General features: G+C 41.7%; 21 protein-coding genes. 8 read left to right on the top strand and 13 right to left on the bottom strand.

What is annotated here, in order from left to right; translation table 11 throughout:
• Positions 1 to 156: 156 nt before the first annotated feature.
• Entirely contained in the window at positions 157 to 558 is a 402-nt protein-coding gene (locus ACYVLS_RS10885) for a DUF5301 domain-containing protein (protein WP_460324422.1), read from the bottom strand.
• A 367-nt stretch (positions 559 to 925) separates the two neighbouring features.
• Entirely contained in the window at positions 926 to 1,339 is a 414-nt protein-coding gene (locus tag ACYVLS_RS10880) for a hypothetical protein (RefSeq protein WP_460324420.1), read from the bottom strand.
• Positions 1,340 to 1,620: 281 nt separating this feature from the next.
• On the opposite strand from ACYVLS_RS10880, the gene ACYVLS_RS10875 reads away from it, so the two are divergent.
• Positions 1,621 to 1,890, top strand: a complete 270-nt coding sequence (locus tag ACYVLS_RS10875) for a helix-turn-helix domain-containing protein (protein WP_460324418.1) — start codon at positions 1,621 to 1,623, stop codon at positions 1,888 to 1,890.
• Positions 1,891 to 2,250: 360 nt separating this feature from the next.
• Here ACYVLS_RS10875 and ACYVLS_RS10870 read toward each other — a convergent pair whose 3' ends face one another.
• Together ACYVLS_RS10870 and gltB are read right to left on the bottom strand one after the other, a co-directional pair.
• Positions 2,251 to 3,753: a glutamate synthase subunit beta gene (locus ACYVLS_RS10870; protein ID WP_460324416.1), complete on the bottom strand. Its 1,503-nt coding sequence runs from the start codon at positions 3,751 to 3,753 to the stop codon at positions 2,251 to 2,253.
• A 32-nt stretch (positions 3,754 to 3,785) separates the two neighbouring features.
• Positions 3,786 to 8,351 (bottom strand): glutamate synthase large subunit, encoded by a 4,566-nt coding sequence (gltB, locus tag ACYVLS_RS10865; RefSeq protein WP_460324414.1) that lies wholly within the window; start codon positions 8,349 to 8,351, stop codon positions 3,786 to 3,788.
• 149 nt (positions 8,352 to 8,500) lie between these two features.
• Here gltB and ACYVLS_RS10860 point away from each other — a divergent pair, with 149 nt between their 5' ends.
• The 3 genes from ACYVLS_RS10860 to ACYVLS_RS10850 all read left to right on the top strand — a co-directional run bounded on the left by ACYVLS_RS10860 (position 8,501) and on the right by ACYVLS_RS10850 (position 9,928).
• The gene (locus ACYVLS_RS10860) at positions 8,501 to 9,400 is read left to right on the top strand and encodes a LysR family transcriptional regulator (protein WP_460324412.1); all 900 of its coding nucleotides are present in this window, start codon (positions 8,501 to 8,503) and stop codon (positions 9,398 to 9,400) included.
• Between the two features lie 87 nt (positions 9,401 to 9,487).
• A complete protein-coding gene (locus ACYVLS_RS10855) occupies positions 9,488 to 9,718 on the top strand; it encodes a hypothetical protein (protein ID WP_460324410.1) in 231 nt (76 codons plus the stop codon).
• Between the two features lie 57 nt (positions 9,719 to 9,775).
• Positions 9,776 to 9,928 (top strand): hypothetical protein, encoded by a 153-nt coding sequence (locus ACYVLS_RS10850; protein ID WP_460324408.1) that lies wholly within the window; start codon positions 9,776 to 9,778, stop codon positions 9,926 to 9,928.
• A gap of 619 nt (positions 9,929 to 10,547) precedes the next feature.
• Here ACYVLS_RS10850 and ACYVLS_RS10845 read toward each other — a convergent pair.
• The 6 genes from ACYVLS_RS10845 to ACYVLS_RS10820 all read right to left on the bottom strand — a co-directional run bounded on the left by ACYVLS_RS10845 (position 10,548) and on the right by ACYVLS_RS10820 (position 13,657).
• A complete protein-coding gene (locus tag ACYVLS_RS10845; protein ID WP_460324406.1) occupies positions 10,548 to 10,742 on the bottom strand; it encodes a hypothetical protein in 195 nt (64 codons plus the stop codon).
• 101 nt (positions 10,743 to 10,843) lie between these two features.
• The gene (locus ACYVLS_RS10840) at positions 10,844 to 11,716 is read right to left on the bottom strand and encodes an AraC family transcriptional regulator (protein WP_460324404.1); all 873 of its coding nucleotides are present in this window, start codon (positions 11,714 to 11,716) and stop codon (positions 10,844 to 10,846) included.
• Between the two features lie 117 nt (positions 11,717 to 11,833).
• Positions 11,834 to 12,283, bottom strand: a complete 450-nt coding sequence (locus ACYVLS_RS10835; protein ID WP_460324402.1) for a GNAT family N-acetyltransferase — start codon at positions 12,281 to 12,283, stop codon at positions 11,834 to 11,836.
• Positions 12,284 to 12,303: 20 nt separating this feature from the next.
• Entirely contained in the window at positions 12,304 to 12,510 is a 207-nt protein-coding gene (locus tag ACYVLS_RS10830; RefSeq protein WP_460324400.1) for a hypothetical protein, read from the bottom strand.
• Between the two features lie 133 nt (positions 12,511 to 12,643).
• The gene (locus ACYVLS_RS10825; protein ID WP_460324398.1) at positions 12,644 to 13,150 is read right to left on the bottom strand and encodes a GNAT family N-acetyltransferase; all 507 of its coding nucleotides are present in this window, start codon (positions 13,148 to 13,150) and stop codon (positions 12,644 to 12,646) included.
• A gap of 33 nt (positions 13,151 to 13,183) precedes the next feature.
• Positions 13,184 to 13,657 (bottom strand): GNAT family N-acetyltransferase, encoded by a 474-nt coding sequence (locus ACYVLS_RS10820; RefSeq protein ID WP_460324396.1) that lies wholly within the window; start codon positions 13,655 to 13,657, stop codon positions 13,184 to 13,186.
• Between the two features lie 132 nt (positions 13,658 to 13,789).
• On the opposite strand from ACYVLS_RS10820, the gene truA reads away from it, so the two are divergent.
• From truA to ACYVLS_RS10800, 4 genes are all read left to right on the top strand, one after another.
• Positions 13,790 to 14,530 carry a tRNA pseudouridine(38-40) synthase TruA gene (truA, locus tag ACYVLS_RS10815; RefSeq protein WP_460324394.1) on the top strand — a complete coding sequence of 247 codons (741 nt, stop codon included), beginning with the start codon at positions 13,790 to 13,792 and terminating at the stop codon, positions 14,528 to 14,530.
• Positions 14,531 to 14,571: 41 nt separating this feature from the next.
• Complete coding sequence (locus ACYVLS_RS10810; protein ID WP_460324392.1) at positions 14,572 to 14,982, top strand: hypothetical protein; 411 nt, start codon at positions 14,572 to 14,574, stop codon at positions 14,980 to 14,982.
• A gap of 157 nt (positions 14,983 to 15,139) precedes the next feature.
• The gene (locus tag ACYVLS_RS10805; RefSeq protein ID WP_460324390.1) at positions 15,140 to 16,327 is read left to right on the top strand and encodes an IS256 family transposase; all 1,188 of its coding nucleotides are present in this window, start codon (positions 15,140 to 15,142) and stop codon (positions 16,325 to 16,327) included.
• Positions 16,328 to 16,442: 115 nt separating this feature from the next.
• On the top strand, positions 16,443 to 16,757 hold the full coding sequence (locus ACYVLS_RS10800) for a hypothetical protein (RefSeq protein WP_460324388.1): 315 nt from the start codon (positions 16,443 to 16,445) through the stop codon (positions 16,755 to 16,757).
• Between the two features lie 256 nt (positions 16,758 to 17,013).
• On the opposite strand, the gene ACYVLS_RS10795 is transcribed toward ACYVLS_RS10800, so the two are convergent.
• From ACYVLS_RS10795 to ACYVLS_RS10785, 3 genes are all read right to left on the bottom strand, one after another.
• Positions 17,014 to 17,532 (bottom strand): helix-turn-helix domain-containing protein, encoded by a 519-nt coding sequence (locus ACYVLS_RS10795; RefSeq protein ID WP_460324386.1) that lies wholly within the window; start codon positions 17,530 to 17,532, stop codon positions 17,014 to 17,016.
• Positions 17,533 to 17,709: 177 nt separating this feature from the next.
• On the bottom strand, positions 17,710 to 17,901 hold the full coding sequence (locus tag ACYVLS_RS10790) for a PspC domain-containing protein (protein ID WP_460324384.1): 192 nt from the start codon (positions 17,899 to 17,901) through the stop codon (positions 17,710 to 17,712).
• 94 nt (positions 17,902 to 17,995) lie between these two features.
• Positions 17,996 to 18,397: an ASCH domain-containing protein gene (locus ACYVLS_RS10785; RefSeq protein WP_460324424.1), complete on the bottom strand. Its 402-nt coding sequence runs from the start codon at positions 18,395 to 18,397 to the stop codon at positions 17,996 to 17,998.
• Between the last annotated feature and the right edge of the window lie 111 nt (positions 18,398 to 18,508).

The following is an 18,508-nucleotide window of genomic DNA, read 5'->3' as shown; positions in this document are numbered from 1 at the left end:
GAAGAAAAGGAGGATGTACTTCTACATCTTCAGAAAAAATACAAAAGAACAATGAAGACCATCTAAAACCGACGGTTTTCATTGTTCTTTTTGTTTGTTAAGAGCTGGTTTTTTCCCAGCCCCGTATTGAGAACGGTATTTGATGAAATCCAAGTACTATATAGCTTGGTACAGTCTAAAAAGAAAATCATTTGTAAGGATGTCCACTACGTAAATTTCCTCATAGGGACGTTCTATGTAATTATTGCCTTCTGATTCATAAAAGTAATAGGTCTCTTTTGATCCCTCAACACTTGTTAACTCTATTCTCCAAAACGGTTTTACACCAGGCTCCGCGCCATTACTCCTCAAGTATGTTCTTCTAGACTGATTCAGTTCATCAATCAGTTCCTTGATGATTACTCTATCTTCCGTCACAGCTCTGTTTCTATTAATTTCTATGCATAAAGTACTAATCTCATTTGCATCTGGAACATCCCTAATCCCACTTTGCGCAAGTAAGTAACTGCCTCCTGCAATAACAAGTAAACTTATAATTGTAACTAGTCTTTTTTTCATTAATAATCCCCCTGACTTACATCATTCAATAAATAACAGAAGCTTTTCAGTGAGCTAACTTCTTTTCGATTTTCTTTTAATCGATAATCTATATGATAAGACATCGATAACTCTGGAAATACTCCAAAATACCAAGAGGTAAGTCCAAAATTTTACAAAAATGTAATTATGGTAAAAGAAATGGAGCTTTGAAAGGATGGAGAGTAAGCTGATAATCACTCCACTGTAAATAGAAAGTGTCTCATCTTAAATTCACATAGGTAAAAAAACACTAGGTAAGATGTGCATTGCACACATCAGTGTAAAATTCTCTACTAAACCGAAATTGTACTACAAGAAAAATATAATCTTGAATTATTTGTGTAGGCTAAGATGCGAAACCGTAAAAAGTTAAGATAAACAAGGGGTATCCTAGAGCAATTATTCCTGTCAATATAACGATAGTACCAATAAGAATCACATATTTTAAAGAAACTAAATAGATATCAGCGTTCATTATTAATTTCCTAAACAGCAGCAGCAAAATGACTCCCAAAGGGATAAATAATAAAAAATATAATGTAGCTAAACCGTTATAGTAAATATTTATTCCTTGATTAGGCAAAGATGTTTTGAAAAATATAGAAAAGCCTAATAGGAATACAATAAAGATTAGATTGACTACGACAGAGTAAATACGAAACTCCTTTTTGTATTTACTAGGTAATGTAAGGCCGAAAGAGATTAAAACGTGTAATGCAGAAATGACGACTGCAACGACAATATTTAATGGAAACTGCATGTTTATTCTCCTTTTAAGTAAAAAAATAAGAATTAAGAACGTTCTGAACATCAACAAAATTCTCCGTACTGAACAAAAAATTTGTAAGCTTAATCGATTCAGCCTAAAAAAAACAACTTTGCTATGAGAGTGACTTTTTGCATTTGTCTATTATTCCTCTCGTTCTTCGCTCATCTCTATTTTAGGTTACCTAAAATTAGCCATAATGTAACTATACAACTATGGTACAATAGCTCTAAATCAATGGAACATTCGTGTTACATCTTAAGGAGGAAGCCTCTATGACAGGGGAAAGAATTAAAAATTTGAGAATACAGAAAAAACTTTCTCAGAACGAATTAGCTAGTCAGTTATTTGTTTCAAGGCAGACTATTGGCCGGTGGGAAAGAGGAGAAACTATACCTAATACAGATAACATCGTAGAATTAGCCCATTTTTTTAATGTTGATACGGCCTATTTTTTGAGTAAATCAACTATTAACGAGACAGATTCTGATAAAAGAAAACTATATTGGAACAGACACTATCAATTTTTCGTATCTACAAATTAGATATATATATATTTTCATTGCTTGTTATTCCATTTTTTTACATTTTGTTGGCCCCTTTATCTTATATTAGTCTATTCTATTCGATCAAGCATAAGAAAAAATATACTATTTTGGTCATCGTTTTAGTGATTTCCTTAACGGTCTACTTTTCTCTCGATATACTGTACATACTAAGACTTTTATTTGGCTCCGGAACCTCTACGACAGAAATACTGCTTGATTGAAAATAACGATTTGATATCGTTATATACATTGCTGAACCAATTGCTTATCTACTTTCCATTTATCAACATCCTTTTCCATAAAAAATCTCCTTCAAGTAGTCTCTTTACTTGAGGAGATTTTTTTCATCTATTATTTTTAAACAGCTGCTGCTTCAACGGTTGGTAGATCGCTGGTTCCCATTAGGTGACGGTCAACTGCATAGGCTGCTTCCCGGCCTTCATTAATGGCCCAGACAATCAGGCTCTGGCCGCGTCTGGCATCGCCGGCAGCAAACACGCCGTCGACATTGGTCGCAAACTTCCCGTATTCTGCCGAAATCACGCCTCTGGACGAGTCCACACCGAAATCTTCCAGGATGCTGTTTTCTACCCCTTCAAAACCGATAGCAATGAGGACTAAGTCAGCCTTCCATTCTTCTCCGGAATCAGGCACTTCTTCGTAAACAAACTGTCTGCGCTCTTCATCACGGACTTTTCTTGCCCGCTCAGTATAAAGCGACTGAACGTTTCCATCAGCTGTTCCTTTAAAGAAACGGGTCTGGATTTCATACTGTCTGATATCTTCTCCATAAAGCATTTTTGCCTCTTCATGACCATATTCCAAGCTGAACACGCGTGGATAAGCCGGCCATTCATTTAGTTCTTCTCTCTGAAACGGAAACTGAAGGCTGCGGGAAAACTGACTGATACTTTTCGCTCCCTGCCTTAAGGCCGTTGCCACACAGTCAGCTCCTGTATCGCCACTTCCGATAACGATAACATCCTTGCCTTTTGCATTTAAATGAGGAGCCACAGAGTTTTCGCCCAGGGTTTCCTCAACAGACTGAGTCAGATAATCCATCGCAAAATGAACCCCATTCAAGTCTCGTCCCTCAAGAGGCAGATTAATCGGTTTGGCTGCCCCTGTGCAGATAATGACCGAATCATATGTGTCTTTCAAATCATCTGCCGAAACGTCCGTCCCCACGGCTGTATTCAGCTTAAACGTAATGCCTTCTTTTTCCAGCAAGTCTATGCGTCTTTGGACAATGTGCTTTTCCAGCTTCATGTTCGGAATGCCGTACGTCAATAAGCCTCCCGCTCGGGCACTTTTTTCGTAAACGGTCACGCTGTGTCCGACTTGATTCAATTGATCTGCCGCTGCCAGGCCGGCCGGTCCGGAACCGACAATCGCTACTTTCTTGCCAGTCTGCACCGTCGGAATTCTCGGTTGAATCCAGCCTTCTTTAAAGCCTTTGTCGATGATGGCCAGCTCGATATCCTTGATGGCCACCGGGTCATCTGAAATCGCTACTGTACACGAGCCTTCACACGGAGCCGGGCAGACTTTTCCAGTAAACTCCGGAAAGTTATTGGTCCTTAACAATCGGTCCAATGCTTCTTTCCATCGGCCTTTATAAACAAGATCATTCCATTCAGGAATCAAATTATAAAGCGGACAACCAGTGGTTCCTCCTGCGATATCCATCCCCATCGAGCAATACGGGATAGAGCAATCCATACACCGGGCGCCCTGACGCTGAGCCTGGTCGTCTGAAACGGTTTGCTTGTACTCCTTCCAGTCCGTGACCCGCTTCAGAGGATCCCGCTCTTCTCCGTGTTCACGTTTAAACTCCATGAACCCTGTTTTCTTTCCCATAACGATTCTCCTTCCGCTTTCTTCACGTTCTTTTAGTTAGGTGCACCCACCGTTTCAGGCTCTTCTTTTGTTTTCATAAAGACAGCCATTTTGGCTTCTTCTTCAGTGAACCCGTCTTTAATCTGACGGTCAATCTCAGCTGTGATGTGCTTGTATTCTCTCGGTATCACTTTGATAAAGCGTGACAGAGAAGCTTCCCAATTATTTAGCAGCTTAACAGCACGCGTGGAATGCGTGTAGTCTGCATGCTTTTGAATCAGTTGTTTCAACTCTTCCGCTTCAGTCTCACTAGCGATTGTTTCAAAAAGAACCATTTCCTTGTTGGCCCGTCTGATGAAGTCCTCGTGCTGGTCATTCAAAACGTAAGCCACGCCTCCAGACATGCCCGCCGCAAAGTTCTTGCCGACATCTCCAAGGATGACCACGCGTCCACCGGTCATGTATTCACAACCATGATCCCCGACTCCTTCAACAACTAGCGTCGCACCGCTGTTTCTGACCGCAAAGCGTTCACCGGCCAGACCGTTCAGGTAAGCTTCCCCTGCGGTTGCCCCGTAAAAAGCAACATTTCCGGCAATTACATTACTGACTGCTTCAAAACCGGCATCAGGCGATGTTTTCAAAATCAGCTTGCCGCCCGACAGTCCTTTACCGACATAATCATTCCCGTCCCCAATCAAGTTTACGGTCATGCCTCTTGGTAAAAAGGCTCCGACACTCTGGCCGGCTGAACCGATACAGTTCAGCGTAATGGTATCGTCAGGCAGCCCGGCTGCGCCTTTTTTGAGCGATACCTCGCTGCCTACAACGGTTCCGATAACCCGGTTCATATTAGTGACCTGCAGATTTAAAGTGACCGGCACTTCTCTGTCAATCGCTTCGGTAACTTGTGGCAAGATGGTTCTGATATCAAGAGATTCCTGTATTTTGTGATTCTGTTCAGTTTTATTCAAACTGGTTTTTCCAAATGGCTGGAAAAGGATGCGTTCAAGGTTCAGCTGAGACGCCTTCCAGTGCGATCGGGCCCATTCATTGGTTTCCAGCAAATCGGTACGGCCGACGAGGTCTTCAATGCGGCTGTAACCGAGTTCGGCCAGTATTTCTCTGATTTCTTCAGCAATAAAGGTCATGTAGTTGACCACATGCTCAGGCTTGCCCATGAACCGCTCTCTCAGTTTTGGATTCTGCGTGGCAATCCCCACTGGACAAGTATCCAAGTGACAGACGCGCATCATGACACAGCCCAATACAACCAAGGGGGCCGTCGCAAAACCGAACTCTTCTGCTCCGATAATGGCTGCCATCACTACATCCCGGCCGGTCAAAAGCTTGCCGTCCGTTTCCAAAGTGACCCGGTTACGCAAGTCGTTCATCTGCAGAGTCTGATGGGTTTCTGCCAGACCCAGTTCCCACGGCAGGCCCGCGTGGCGGATACTGGTTTTCGGTGACGCTCCGGTTCCCCCGTCATAGCCGACGATGGAAATGACATCGGCATTGCCTTTAGCTACACCCGAAGCAATGGTTCCTACCCCGGCTTTGGAAGCCAGTTTGACGGAAATCCGGGCTTTACGGTTGGCATTTTTCAGATCATGAATCAGTTGAGCCAAATCCTCAATTGAGTAAATATCATGGTGAGGCGGTGGTGAAATCAGACCGACACCGGGAGTCGAGTTACGAACATTCGCAATCCAAGCGTACACTTTCTCACCTGGCAGCTGCCCGCCTTCTCCTGGCTTGGCTCCTTGCGCCATCTTGATTTGCAGCTCTTCGGCATTCACCAAGTAGTGACTGTCTACACCAAAACGTCCGGATGCCACTTGCTTGATAGCACTGCGTCGCCAGTCGCCATTCGCATCTTTTTCAAAGCGCTTGGGATTTTCTCCGCCTTCACCCGAGTTGGACTTCCCGCCCAGGCGGTTCATTGCGATGGCCAAGGTCTCATGTGCTTCCGGGCTGATGGACCCGAAAGACATGGCGCCAGTCTTGAAGCGCTTGAACAGTTCTTCAACTGGCTCGACCTCATCCATTGCAATCGGCTTGCGATCGGACTTGATATCAAACAGACTGCGAATAAAGCCCTGATGCCCCTCATTGATGGCTTCGGCATAATCACGGTACAGTTTAGGGTCACCTCTGCGCGCGGCCCACTGAAGTTTGTGCATGGTCAGCGGGTTATAGGCATGTTTTTCGCCGCCTTTACGCCACTGCATGTCGCTGCCAGAATCCAGCGTCTGATATAGGTCTTTTTTGAAACCCAGACTGTGCCGCATTTTTGCTTCTTCAGCAATGGTTTCCATGCCGATACCACCAAGCTGGGAAGCCGTTCCGGTAAAGTGTTCGTCGATAACGGTTTGACTAATGCCGATGGCTTCAAAAATCTGGGCTCCCCGGTAACTTTGCACAGTTGAAATACCCATTTTAGACATCACTTTAATGACGCCTTCTGTGACGGCCTGACGGTACTGTTCGGCGGTTTCTTCTGGTCCCGCTGCGAACTGATTTTTCTTAGCTTCGTCTTTAATCGTTTCATAAGCCAGATACGGATAGATTGCATCTGCGCCGTAACTGATCAGTGCGGCAAAATGGTGCACTTCCCGGGCTTCCCCGCTGGCTGACAGCAGACTCACTTGGGTCCGCAGTCCTTTTCTGACCAAGTGCTGGTGAATACTGCTGATGGCTAGCAAAGGCGGTACAGGGATGTGCTGTTTATCCAGCTGCTGATCGCTTAATACAATTAGAGTAATGCCTTTTTTAACCGATTCTTCAACCTCTAAACGCAGGTCCGCTAAACGCTCATCAAGGTTGTCTGTAAAAGTAGCCTGAACTGTCAGACTTTTAAAAGCAGGTTGGTTTACATGCGCCAGTCGATTAAAGCTCTGGCTGCTTAAAATCGGTGAGTCCAGTCGGATACGCCGACTGGCACCTAACTGATGATCCAACAAATCGCCTTCAGCTCCGAGCCAGCTTAATGTAGACGTCACAATCTGTTCTCTATAGGCGTCAATCGGCGGATTGGTGACTTGTGCAAAGAGCTGTTTAAAGTAAAGAAACAGCGACTGCGGACGATCAGACAAGACGGCCAGCGGTGTATCGATGCCCATCGCACCGATTGGGTCTTTTCCTTTTTCAATTAATGGTTTAAGGTACTTTTCAATATCTTCAACGGTATAGCCGAATGCTTTTTGTTTATTAATAAGCGGCAGGTTTGACTCTGTATTTTCTTGAGTATAGTTTTCATCTGCCGACTCCAGTTCGTCCCATTCCACAGTCAGTTCATCCGCCCATTTTTCATAAGGGGCCTGCTGGACGATTTGCTGTTTGATTTCTTCATCTGAAATAATACGCCCCTCTTCCAAATCAATCATGAGCATTTTACCTGGACTGAGGCGTTCTTTCGAAACGACGTCTTCCTCTTTGACATCGATGACGCCTGTTTCGGATGCATAAATAATGGTGTCGTCTTTCATAATATAGTAGCGGGCCGGTCGCAAGCCGTTACGGTCAAGCAAGGCAGCAATTTGTCTGCCATTTGTAAAGGTGATGGACGTCGGACCGTCCCAAGGTTCCATCAGCATGCTGTGATACTTGTAGAACGCTTTTCTTTCCGGACTGATATCTGGGTTGTTTTCCCAAGGCTCAGGAATCAGCATCATCGCTGAATGAGCCAGTGACCGTCCGGCCAAGGTGAAGAACTCCAAAGCATTATCCAGAACAGCTGAATCACTTCCTGACTCGTCCAGAATCGGCAGCAGTTTGTCCAGATCATCCCCGAACGCTTCGGAAATGAAACTGCCTTCTCTTGCCCGCATCCAGTTAATGTTCCCTCTTAACGTATTGATTTCCCCGTTGTGAATCAGGTAACGGTTCGGATGCGCCCGCTCCCAGTTAGGCACGGTATTGGTACTGAAACGGGAATGCACTAGAGAAAAGGCTGAGATGTAATCAGGGTTTTGCAGATCAAGGTAAAACTGATCCACCTGACTGGAGGTCAAAAGCCCCTTGTAGACAATCGTTTGACTTGAAAAACTCGGAAAATAAAAAGCCTTGTCATTGGCTTCTGCAATTTGTTCTGCCTGTTTTCGGATAACGTAGAGCTTTCTTTCAAAAGCCGATTCATCTGCCAGCTCTTCACTGCGCTTTAAAAAAATCTGCCGGACTACAGGTGCCGTTTCCTGGGCTTTAACCCCAATTTTCTGAACATCGGTAGGCACTGTTCGCCAGCCGATAACCGTTTGCTTTTCTTTTTCAGCAATCGCTTGAATTTGTGTTTCCCACTCACTTTGACGGGGATCATCTTTACTGAAAAACAGCATGCCCACAGCGTACTTCCCTGCTTCTGGCAAATTAAAAGCAGGCAGTTCTTTTTTAAATAAATTGTGCGGAATCTGAGTCATGATGCCCGAACCGTCACCTGTATCCGGGTCACTGCCTTGACCGCCTCGGTGATCCAGATGCGTCAATAACTCGATTCCTCTTTTAACGATGTCGTGGTTTTTTACGCCTTTCATATTGGCATACAGCCCAATGCCGCAGTTATCTCTCTCAAATTGTGGTGAATACAAGCCGTCAGCCTGATGGACGGGATTAAATTTCGCCATGGTAGTTTCCTCCAAGCAATCAGTTCTAACCTGATTCTCATTATTGTGTTATCCTATTGTAATCCTTTGCATTTATGCTTACAATATATTTATTGAATAATAACAATCTATTTTAGGCATTAATTATCTTTTAAATTGGGAGGATTCAGATGGAACTGAAACAGCTTATTTATTTCATAGAAGTGGCCGAACGGGAGCACATGTCGGATGCTGCCCAGCAGCTCAATGTTGCCCAGTCTGCTGTCAGCCGGCAAATTAAAAATCTGGAAGAAGAACTGAAGGTCGAACTGTTTGAACGGGTCGGCAGACGTGTACGGCTGCTTCCAATAGGGGAAGTGGTTTTAAAAGAATCCAAGGAAATTATAAGCCGATTGGAACAGATGAAAAATCATGTCGCGGAGCATGCTGCACCAGAAACCGGGACGATTCATGTCGGCTTCCCGACCAGCCTGGCCACTACCCTACTGCCCCCTCTTGTTCACGCATTTTCCGCAAGTTATCCAGGTATTCAGTTTCAGTTAAGGCAGGGGTCTTATCAGTACCTTTTGGATGCGGTCAGAAATAGAGAACTGAACCTGGCCTTTGTTGGACCGGTTGTCGAAGATGATCCATTAATTCAAAGCAGCAGTCTATTTCATGAGCCTCTTTATTTGCTTGTTTCAAAAAGACATGATTTAGCCAGTCGAAAAGCTGTTTCATTGACTGAGTTAATGGATGAGGAATTTATTCTTTTTCCGAAGGGTTATATTCTTGAAGAAGTGGTCAGTGACGCCTGTCGGGAAATGGGGTTTGAGCCGAAAGTCAGCACAGAAGGAGAAGACATGGATGCCATTAAAGGGATGGTTGCTGCTGGTATCGGGATTACGCTATTACCGGAGAGTGCCGTGAGCCAGTATCATTCTCCTTTTCTAAACTGTATCGAAGTCAATAGTCCCCAAGTCACTCGAAGTGTCGGCATCATTACACCCAAAAGACGTCAGCTCTCCGCTTCGGAAAAACTGTTTCATGATTTCGTTCTGGGGGAATTTAGTGATGGGAAGGAAAACTAGTTTTTAAAAGAATTTTGTAATGAAGCAACAAAAAAAGCGTGTAAATGCCTGTATGTGCTAAAATGGGAATGGAAAGGGTGTGATATCTTGCTGAAGATACTGCAGAAAGTCGCTCTAATACTTAGTATCATTGTTGCGTTCTATAGTTTAGTCACTGGAAGCTTTGATTTATTTCCGCTTATTATTGTGTTTCAAGTTCTTTCCCTTGTTTTCATAACCGTGCACGACTTTAAAGAGGGACATAAAATCAAAGGCATGCTTACTTCTATTGCACTTTTAGTTATCTTTTTGTATTCAATTAATTTACTGCTGAACTAATTACGATGCTAAAATCTTTTTTAATAAAAATACGTCATAAATTTGAGGAGATACAACATGGATCCCTTATGGTTAATGCTCAGCATTCCTTTTACCGCTATATTAGTTATTGCCGGCGCGAGGCAATTTCAAAAACACAAAGAAGCCAAAGAAGAAACAGAAAAGGAAGAAGAAAAGCTGTCGCACCATAGTGATGAGGACAGAAAATAATGTAGTATACGTGAACTGCATCCTATTTACACAGAAAACGGCAGCTTTTGAATCAGTTTTCTGCCATTGAGACCAGTTACTGAGGGCCTCTCTTATTAACTGGTCTCTATCAAGGCCTTTGAGACGAGTTTATAAAAAAGTATGAGTTGAAGTGGTCTCAATACGCGTTTAGTGACCACTTTATTTAAAATTCTGAAAAGAAGTGGTCTCAAAGAGCCTTTTGGCACCACTTTATTTTTAATTCCCAAATGAACTGGTCTCAATATCGTTTTAGTGACGAGTTCATTCAGTGACTAGTAGCTGAAGTGGTCTCAATACTGCTTTTGAGACTATTTCATCAAGCATAAGTAAACGGAACTGGTCACTAAAAAAGACGGGCCGTCTTTTTTCCTTATTAAAGCTCTTAAAGATGAGGAAAAGCGTGTCGCTTTTCTACTTTTCAATACCTAAAAAGCACAGAAAAACCATCTATATTGATGGGTTTTCTGTGCTTTAGTTGATAATAGTGCTTATGTATAATCTACGTGCATCCCTATTTACTTCTTTTTCTTCGCATAATCATACTTACTATTATAATCATGCCCATTGTCAGTATCAGTTCCAATAAATTCAAGCTCCCCTAATTATTTTTATTGTACTCATCCGTATGGAACCGTCTGAGCAGTTTGTCCAGAATAACACTAATCCCTACCCCTTGTAATGCCCCCATGAGCAGATTTACCCATATAGCAGTATCAGCATTCGGCAGGAACATAACAATCATTACAACCAGACCCATTTTTAATCCAAACAAATTTGCATCTCTTGAAGCCACAATACCTCTCCTCATAAAAAAATATAAATTAATATTAACATGTATACCATAAGTTTACAACAAAAAAGAGCAGTTCCCTGAACCACTCCCTATTAAGTCATTTAATTTTCTTTTTTCTGAACAGGAATCCAGACTTCACAGAAGATTCCTTCTTTTTTCTCGTGAGGGTACAATTCAAAATCAGTGTCTTCCAGCATCTCGTAGTCAGATCCCGGTAGAAATTCTTTGAATATCCGTTCCCACGTCACACCGATGCTATCAGGCATTTCCCCTTCGCATGGAAAAACAGCCCATACTGTCGGTTTCACTTCCCATAACTGGTAGCCCTCAGGCACACCGCTGCCGTCGTATGGCATTGCAATGCCATAATCAAAGTAATCACTGTCTTCCCTAATCGGCGCGCATGCTCCGTAGACATCGAAGGTTTTAGCGTGTTCTCTCAGCCTTTCAAATACATCTGACTGACTGCTTCTGTCCCAAAAAGCAGCAATTTCATTTGTTTCCTTATCTTCACTATCGATGGATTCATTCGGAAACTGCTTCACCTTCGCAAGCAATGTAAAGGGCTCTTTTTCAACTATTCTATAGTTCATACCCGTTCCTCCTTCCGTTGTCAATTTGATAACGAGGCGGTTAAAGCTGTTCAGCTGGACATTTCCTTTTTTTGCCTTACTTGGAGAAACACCATGGAATCGTTTGAAGGCTCTGGAAAAACTCTCGGGTGACTCGTAGCCGTACTTATAAGCCATCTCACCTATGCTCACTTCGGATAGAGTAATCTCCTGTCCGGCCAGCGACAAGCGCCTGTTGCGAATATATTCCCCTGGCGTGATATCTGTAATTAGGCTGAAAACTCTCTGAAAATGATAATTAGACAAGTAAACATGCTTGGCAACATTACTGTAGCTGATATCTTCCAGAAGCTCGTCTTCCATATACTGAATAGCTTTTTGAATCAGTGAAAAATAATCCAATTGTCTCACCTCACTTATAGTATAAGTAGATACTAGATAAAAAGCCTGACCGAAATTGCTTACTTGTGTCCAATGAAGCTATTAAACATGGTTTTACTAAAAAGTATATTTACATTGTCAGCTTAAAGAATAATGAAGGACAAATTCATTGTCTTCTTTATTAAAAGAGTGATCTTTGAATCCCATATCCCTCAATAGGTTCCCCATTACGTCATTACCTTTGACGTAGTCTGCGATGAGCAGGGTGTAGTCAGGTTCTTGTTTGGCATATTCAATGACTTTCTGTATGACTTGTCTGCCGTATCCCTTTCCCTGAAAGTATTTATCTATCATCATTCGCCATATCATTATTTCTTTTTCAGGTAAGTCTAAATCAATAAGTATAAAACCGACAACTGTCTCACCGTCTTGAATCGCATAAGGAAAGACATCCTGGTTTTTTCTATACAGGTAACACTCTGCAAGTGACCTCACATTTGGTGCAACAAACTTGCTCTGACTTTCCGTAACTTCAAGTTCAATAACATCCCTAAAGTTATTTTCTTGTATGGGTATAAATTCAATCATTTGTGTTCCACCTTTTGTTTTCAACTATTTAAAATATAGGTGTCCAGTGAATCAGTCTCATCATATTCGTAGCAACTCAAGGCTGCAAATGCAAAAGGATCCACATCGTCCGCCTCGATCTCAATAGTTTCAAAAGTATCAATCAATTCATCCAAGACAGATATATAAAAACTAAGGTAGGACGGTATTTGAGCAGTTGTTTCACCCCCGACATACCCTACCTCCACTTTTTTAGCATCTCCCGTCTCATAACAGAGCAAATAGGCTTTAACTCTCTCATTTTCAATAAGTAATCTTGAATTTGTCTCATCGAGCTCGTTAAAGATAAGACTCTGCCATTCGGATATGGAAACAGCTTTATTAAGGGGGGTTAATCTCTTCATGCCATAATATATAGTTGGTTAAATGCAGTTGAGTTAATTCTTTTCTGTGTTTAGCACCTGCTGCTTCGACAGTTTTCACAGTCATGGAGTCACAACCATTTATTTCTTCAATTCTTTTATTTATGACAGGAGTAAAGGATTTTCTGGCCCTCTTGAAGCCCAGTCCTTTAAGGAAATATACGCTAGATTCATCTTGTGATAAAACAGAAGCTTGAAAATCATTCTTTCTAGAAGCCTGCTTTAATTCATTAACTAATTTTGTTCCTAATCCTTCTCTCCGGTAATAAGGGTTGATGTATACATTAATGTAACTCCTATTAGGGTGAAGTTGATTGGAATAAAGTCCAGCTATCCCAACTACTTCTTCGCCTTCTACAGCTACAAAGGTTCTCAGTGCCTTTTCACCCCAAACCATCCGCATTTTACTCTCTTTGAGCAGTTCTTCTACTCTATTTTCATAACATGTCTCGTATTCAATAATCATTCAAGTTGCTCCTTTATTGTTATACAGCAACGTCTATTGTGTTTTTTCAAGTTCTTTTTCCAATGTCACACAGGGCACGCCGTCTTCTTCGTAGACATCAGATGTTCGGGTGTAGCCCAGCTTTTCGTAAAAGCCAGCCGCACTCAACTCGCCGTGAATGACTGACTGAGTGCAGCCTTCTTTAATTGAATACCTTTCTATTTCTTTGATGATCCACTCACCCAATCCTTTGCCCCGGTACTCTTTCAGCACTGCAATACGGCCTGGGCGAACGATTGTCTCATCTTCTTTTATAATCCGGCCAGTAGCGACTGGTTTGTCTCCATCATAAATAACAGCATACACTCTCTCATCTGTGTCCTGGTGGTCAAACTCATCTTGAAGCGGAATATTTCTTTCCAGAACGAACACTTCCATGCGAACAAAGAAAGCCGACGCCTGATGCCATTTTTCACTTCCCATATGTAATATAAACGTGCCATTTCTGTATGTTGAATTATCCGACATTGCAGCTCTCTCCTTCTTGTATTGGCGTGTAATCAACTCCCTTTTAGTATATCATAGAGGTAGTGACGCGATTGTCTAAGATCATTTCCAAAAACAATAGATTTAAAATACTTAACGATTAAGAGGGATACTATGCGAAACATCAAACTCACCATTGAATACGACGGCGGCCGCTATCAGGGCTGGCAAAGGCTTGGGCACACCGACAAAACAATTCAAGGAAAAATCGAACACATTCTGACTCAAATTACAGGGACGGAAACAGAAATTGTCGGGTCCGGTCGAACAGATGCCGGTACGCATGCCAGAGGTCAGGTCGCTAATTTTAAAACGGAATCTGATATGGAACTTGATGCCATGCAGGAAATTCTGATCAACAACTTGCCTCAAGACATTATTGTGAAGAAACTGGAAGAAGTGCACGACCGCTTCCATTCCCGCTACAATGCGACTGGAAAACAGTACAGCTATTACGTATGGAACCAGGCTATCCCATCAGCTTTCGAGCGCAACTACAGCTTTCACTACCCTGAAGAGCTGGATATGAAAAAAATGCAGGCGGCCTGCGACAAACTGATCGGCAAACATGATTTTATCGGCTTTTCCGCGCTGAAGAAGTCAAAGAAATCCACCATCCGCACGCTCGACAGCATCACCATCGAAAAAGAAGGCAGTATGCTTCACTTTACCTTTAAAGGAAAAAGCTTCCTGCATAAAATGGTCCGCATTTTGACCGGTACGATTTTAGAAATCGGCAGCGGCACTTTAGATTTGGACAGCATTGACGAAGTATTTGAAAGTGGCGTCAGAAGCGAGGCGGGCTTAACCGTTCCAGCTCAAGGGCTGTTTTTAGATAGAGTGAGTTATGACTAATTTTTATCAGTTTTGAATAGGAAATAAGAAGGGTGATTAAAGTGAAATGCAAAACTAGAAATAAAACCGGGCAGTTGCTGTTTATCGCACTACTTTCTCTTATACTGCTAACCGGCTGCCAATCAAATGATTTATTTGGCGATGAAGCAGATAACGTTGCGTCTATAGAAGTCAGAACGTATGATTCAGACGAACTGGTCACGACAATTACTGACGTTTCTTTTATCGAGACCTTGGTTCAGGAATTGGAGTCTGCCAATTCCGCTTCAACTGCAAATATGGATATTCCTAACCCTGACTACCGCTTATTATTTATGGACAGTGACGATATGGTTATTCAAGAAATCGGCTATTACACCGAGGAGAAAGACTTTGGTGTGGTTGGCCGCTACCTGGCTTCTGATCTGCATCTTGCGGTCACCACAGAACTGCCGATAGAAGAAGAGGAATAGATATGAAAAAGCTGTCTTTTAAACATAAAGTCTATCTATTTGTTGGAATTCTGGGCCCCTTAGGAGAGTGTAAAATATTTTGTGTAAATAGAAAAAAGGAAGTCCCTTCTGTAGAATAGAGTTACCACACTAAATTCACAGAAAAGAGGACTTCCCTATGAACAATCTTACTACAGATATCTTACAGACTCTAGCTACAAAAGGTGATTTGAACGAATTATTCCGTTCGCACTTGGAATTAGCCGTAAATACGCTCCTGAGAACAGAGCTGACTGCCTTTTTGGATTACGAAAAGTATGATCGGATTGGTTTCCATTCAGGGAACTCACGCAATGGGTCCTATGACCGTACGGTCAAGACAGAATACGGCGAACTTCATCTACAGATTCCGCGCGACCGCAACGGTGAATTTAAACAACAGACTCTTCCTGCATATAAGCGAACCAATGGCACGTTAGAAGAAACCGTCATTCATCTTTTTCAAAAAGGTATAACCATGTCTGAAATTGCTGATTTGATTGAGAAAATGTACGGTCATCACTATACACCACAAACGATGTCCAATATGACTAAAGTCTTTACTGAAGAAGTATCAGCGTTCAAAAAGCGTAAACTAAACAGTCATTATGCAGTCATTTATCTGGACGCTACCTATATTCCTTTGAAGCGGAAAACCGTTGAGAAAGAAGCCATACACATTGCGGTGGGAATTCGACCAGATGGTGCCAAAGAAGTCCTAGGATACGCTATTGCCCCTAATGAATCGACCGTCACATGGAAAGAGATATTGGAAGATTTATCCGACCGTGGTGTCAATGATGTTCTTCTTTTCGTGACCGACGGTCTCAAGGGTATTAAAGATACGATTCATCACGTTTTTCCTCAAGCAGCTTACCAACACTGTTGTGTCCATGTTTCTCGCAACATTTCTAGTAAAGTACGCGTCGCTGATCGCAAGGAAATATGCGAAGACTTTAAGACGATTTATCAAGCAGATTCACGAGAGACGGCCCTTGAAGCTCGCCTTGCTTTCTCAGAAAAATGGCGCAGTAGCTACTCTAAACTGGCCAAGTCTATTCTAGAAAATGATAACTTACTTACATTTTACGATTTCCCTTTATCAATCCGTAGGAGCTTGTATTCCACTAATTTGATTGAATCCTTTAATAAACAAATTAAAAAGTATAGTCGACGTAAAGAGCAATTTCAGAATGAAGAATCTATGGATCGCTTTTTGGTTTCCCATTTTGATACGTACAATCAGAAGTTTTTAACACGGATTCACCGCGGCTTCCAACAAGCTGAAGCAGAGCTAGAAAAAATGTTTGAAAGATTAACAAATTAATAAATCGATTTTATAGAAGGAGCACTTCATTTACACATAATTATTGACACTCCCCCCCTTAGCGCTTATAGTAGATGGTTTTAATCTAATTGAACTCAATCGCTATAATGGCTTGATGGCTATTTTACTGCTGACCATACTTTTTTCCAGTATTCAGTACTACGCGGCAAAAAAAGGCTTGGATACGTTGTTGAGCATCAATAGAGAATACCAGATACGAAAACTGTGGAACAAAGAAAAGCAGTTTGATTGGCAAGAAGTTAGAAAGAAGCAGCTAAGATGGACGCCGGCACTGGCAGGACTGTCTCTTGTTCAATTACTTATACTTATTTTTACAGGCGATACTTACACCGCTGCTCTGATCAGTATCTGGGCAGCCACTTTATTTGCCTATACCCTATACACTCGACCACTGAAAAAACAGCAGTAAAAACATGGAGGTATCCCGAATGAAAAATCTAAAAGAGTTAAGCTATTCATCAAAAAGGTTGATAGAGGAAGTTTTGGATCTGATTGGAACAGTTATCTTTTCGATTTTCTAGTCTTATCTTTTGAAATATTAACCAATTCGTTCAACAAGTACTTAGAATGAGGTAGTTCTTATTCTTACAGGTGAACTACCTTGCAAAATAAATAGTGAAAATAAAAAACCTTGAGTAATCAAGGTTTTTTCCTGTTCACACTATCTAATCTATTATGGACAGTCTAGAGTCCACTTCTACATTGAATTGCAGCTCGTAGGTTGAAACACCTTTTGATAAAGCAGAAAAAATGGCTTCCAGTTCTTTATCTATAGCTTCTTTGCTAGCGTAATAACCCAAGACATCAGAAGATTCACCCCAAAAAGTTTCCTTATATACTCCAATTAATGAGCCATAGGGCTGATGTTTTTTTGGTTTAAATACCTTGCCTGTTTTGAATTTATAGTAGTTGGCCATAGTAGTAGAGTCACTACTTTTGATTGTGATTTTGTTGGTGACTGAGTTGAGTGCCTGTTTCTCTTCATTTGTAGCCGTATCACCTAATAAATAATCGTAAGATACATTGAACAATTCAGCTAATTCACTCAACCTTTTTAAATCCGGTGTGGCATCTCCTAGTTCGTATTTTGATATAGTCTGTCTGGAGACAGCTAACTTCTCTGCTAAGTCTTCTTGAGACAGTGAATGGTCTTTTCTTAAGGATTTTAATTTTTCATTGAACATGAGATTACTCCTTCTGCTTGATTATGACACTTATGATAATGTAAATACTTGCTTATATCTATCACTTAACCGTGGAATAACCGCAACTACAGGTTGCAAAGCAGTTAAATCATATTTTAAGAGAGCTAACTTTGCATCTTATTCAAGTTAGGAAAAATAATTTTAGAAAGTTTTGCATCACAAATACTCTATGCCTTCTGGAAGTGTATTGGCTAGTATGATATAAAGAATCAGCATAAACGGTCCTGGTGTAAGCAGAAAAACCAATCTCACTCCTGTCGGTGCTAGCCCGAAATATTCGGCAATCCCACCACAGACTCCGGCAATTGATTTGTTGTCTACTGATTTTCTTAATTTTTTATTTTTCATGTATGTAGTCTCCTTCATAATCAGGGTCTTATTATACGTAAACTGTACTGTTAGTATATATTAGCAAAGTTAAAGACCAGAAAAATCATTGGTACTAACTGTATACTACCTCAAACGTTTCACAGACAACCCGTGATTCATGATTAAAAGTCAGTCCCACTTCTTCAAACCATTGCTTAAATAATTTTTCGTGTTCTCTGCGCCAGTAGCTGAGCGTCCGGTCCCCTTCGCCTTCCTTGAAAGCATGCGCTTTGGTAACTGCATGGAAGGGAATAACTTCTACATTGGTGGTCTCTGTAATACAAATAGCCTCGCCACTCCCATTTAGTATAATATTACACTCTCCTACTTCGGGTAGAGAATCCCCATCAACTTCATAGAGATCATAGGCCGATGCTGTAGCCGTCTTTACTCCTTTTAGTGTTAGGTCGGCCAGTTCATCTGCTAGCACACCATAACTCCAAGCACTGTAATTGCAATTTCCTGAATAATTCATACTTTTTAATTGAAACCGTATGAAACTGCCTAACGGCAGTCTGATAATTACTTTTTTAGTTTCACCCCTTAAGTGATGAAAAAAGAACCCCATTCTGCTATGGTAAAGGTA

The sequence above is a fragment of the Alkalibacterium psychrotolerans genome, assembly GCF_054784355.1.
Note: the sequence above shows the minus strand (reverse complement) of the source record. Positions and strands in the feature narration are given on the sequence as shown.

What these genes read in the sequence shown, in the direction of transcription:
- ACYVLS_RS10820 (WP_460324396.1), bottom strand. Translation starts at nt 13,657, where the DNA reads ATGTCGGATAATTCAACATACAGAAATGGCACGTTTATATTACATATG.
- ACYVLS_RS10885 (WP_460324422.1), bottom strand. Translation starts at nt 558, where the DNA reads ATGAAAAAAAGACTAGTTACAATTATAAGTTTACTTGTTATTGCAGGA.
- ACYVLS_RS10860 (WP_460324412.1), top strand. Translation starts at nt 8,501, where the DNA reads ATGGAACTGAAACAGCTTATTTATTTCATAGAAGTGGCCGAACGGGAG.
- ACYVLS_RS10785 (WP_460324424.1), bottom strand. Translation starts at nt 18,397, where the DNA reads ATGAATTATTCAGGAAATTGCAATTACAGTGCTTGGAGTTATGGTGTG.
- ACYVLS_RS10805 (WP_460324390.1), top strand. Translation starts at nt 15,140, where the DNA reads ATGAACAATCTTACTACAGATATCTTACAGACTCTAGCTACAAAAGGT.
- gltB (WP_460324414.1), bottom strand. Translation starts at nt 8,351, where the DNA reads ATGGCGAAATTTAATCCCGTCCATCAGGCTGACGGCTTGTATTCACCA.
- truA (WP_460324394.1), top strand. Translation starts at nt 13,790, where the DNA reads ATGCGAAACATCAAACTCACCATTGAATACGACGGCGGCCGCTATCAG.
- ACYVLS_RS10790 (WP_460324384.1), bottom strand. Translation starts at nt 17,901, where the DNA reads ATGAAAAATAAAAAATTAAGAAAATCAGTAGACAACAAATCAATTGCC.
- ACYVLS_RS10875 (WP_460324418.1), top strand. Translation starts at nt 1,621, where the DNA reads ATGACAGGGGAAAGAATTAAAAATTTGAGAATACAGAAAAAACTTTCT.
- ACYVLS_RS10835 (WP_460324402.1), bottom strand. Translation starts at nt 12,283, where the DNA reads ATGATTGAATTTATACCCATACAAGAAAATAACTTTAGGGATGTTATT.
- ACYVLS_RS10850 (WP_460324408.1), top strand. Translation starts at nt 9,776, where the DNA reads ATGGATCCCTTATGGTTAATGCTCAGCATTCCTTTTACCGCTATATTA.
- ACYVLS_RS10795 (WP_460324386.1), bottom strand. Translation starts at nt 17,532, where the DNA reads ATGTTCAATGAAAAATTAAAATCCTTAAGAAAAGACCATTCACTGTCT.
- ACYVLS_RS10880 (WP_460324420.1), bottom strand. Translation starts at nt 1,339, where the DNA reads ATGCAGTTTCCATTAAATATTGTCGTTGCAGTCGTCATTTCTGCATTA.
- ACYVLS_RS10825 (WP_460324398.1), bottom strand. Translation starts at nt 13,150, where the DNA reads ATGATTATTGAATACGAGACATGTTATGAAAATAGAGTAGAAGAACTG.
- ACYVLS_RS10800 (WP_460324388.1), top strand. Translation starts at nt 16,443, where the DNA reads ATGGCTATTTTACTGCTGACCATACTTTTTTCCAGTATTCAGTACTAC.
- ACYVLS_RS10870 (WP_460324416.1), bottom strand. Translation starts at nt 3,753, where the DNA reads ATGGGAAAGAAAACAGGGTTCATGGAGTTTAAACGTGAACACGGAGAA.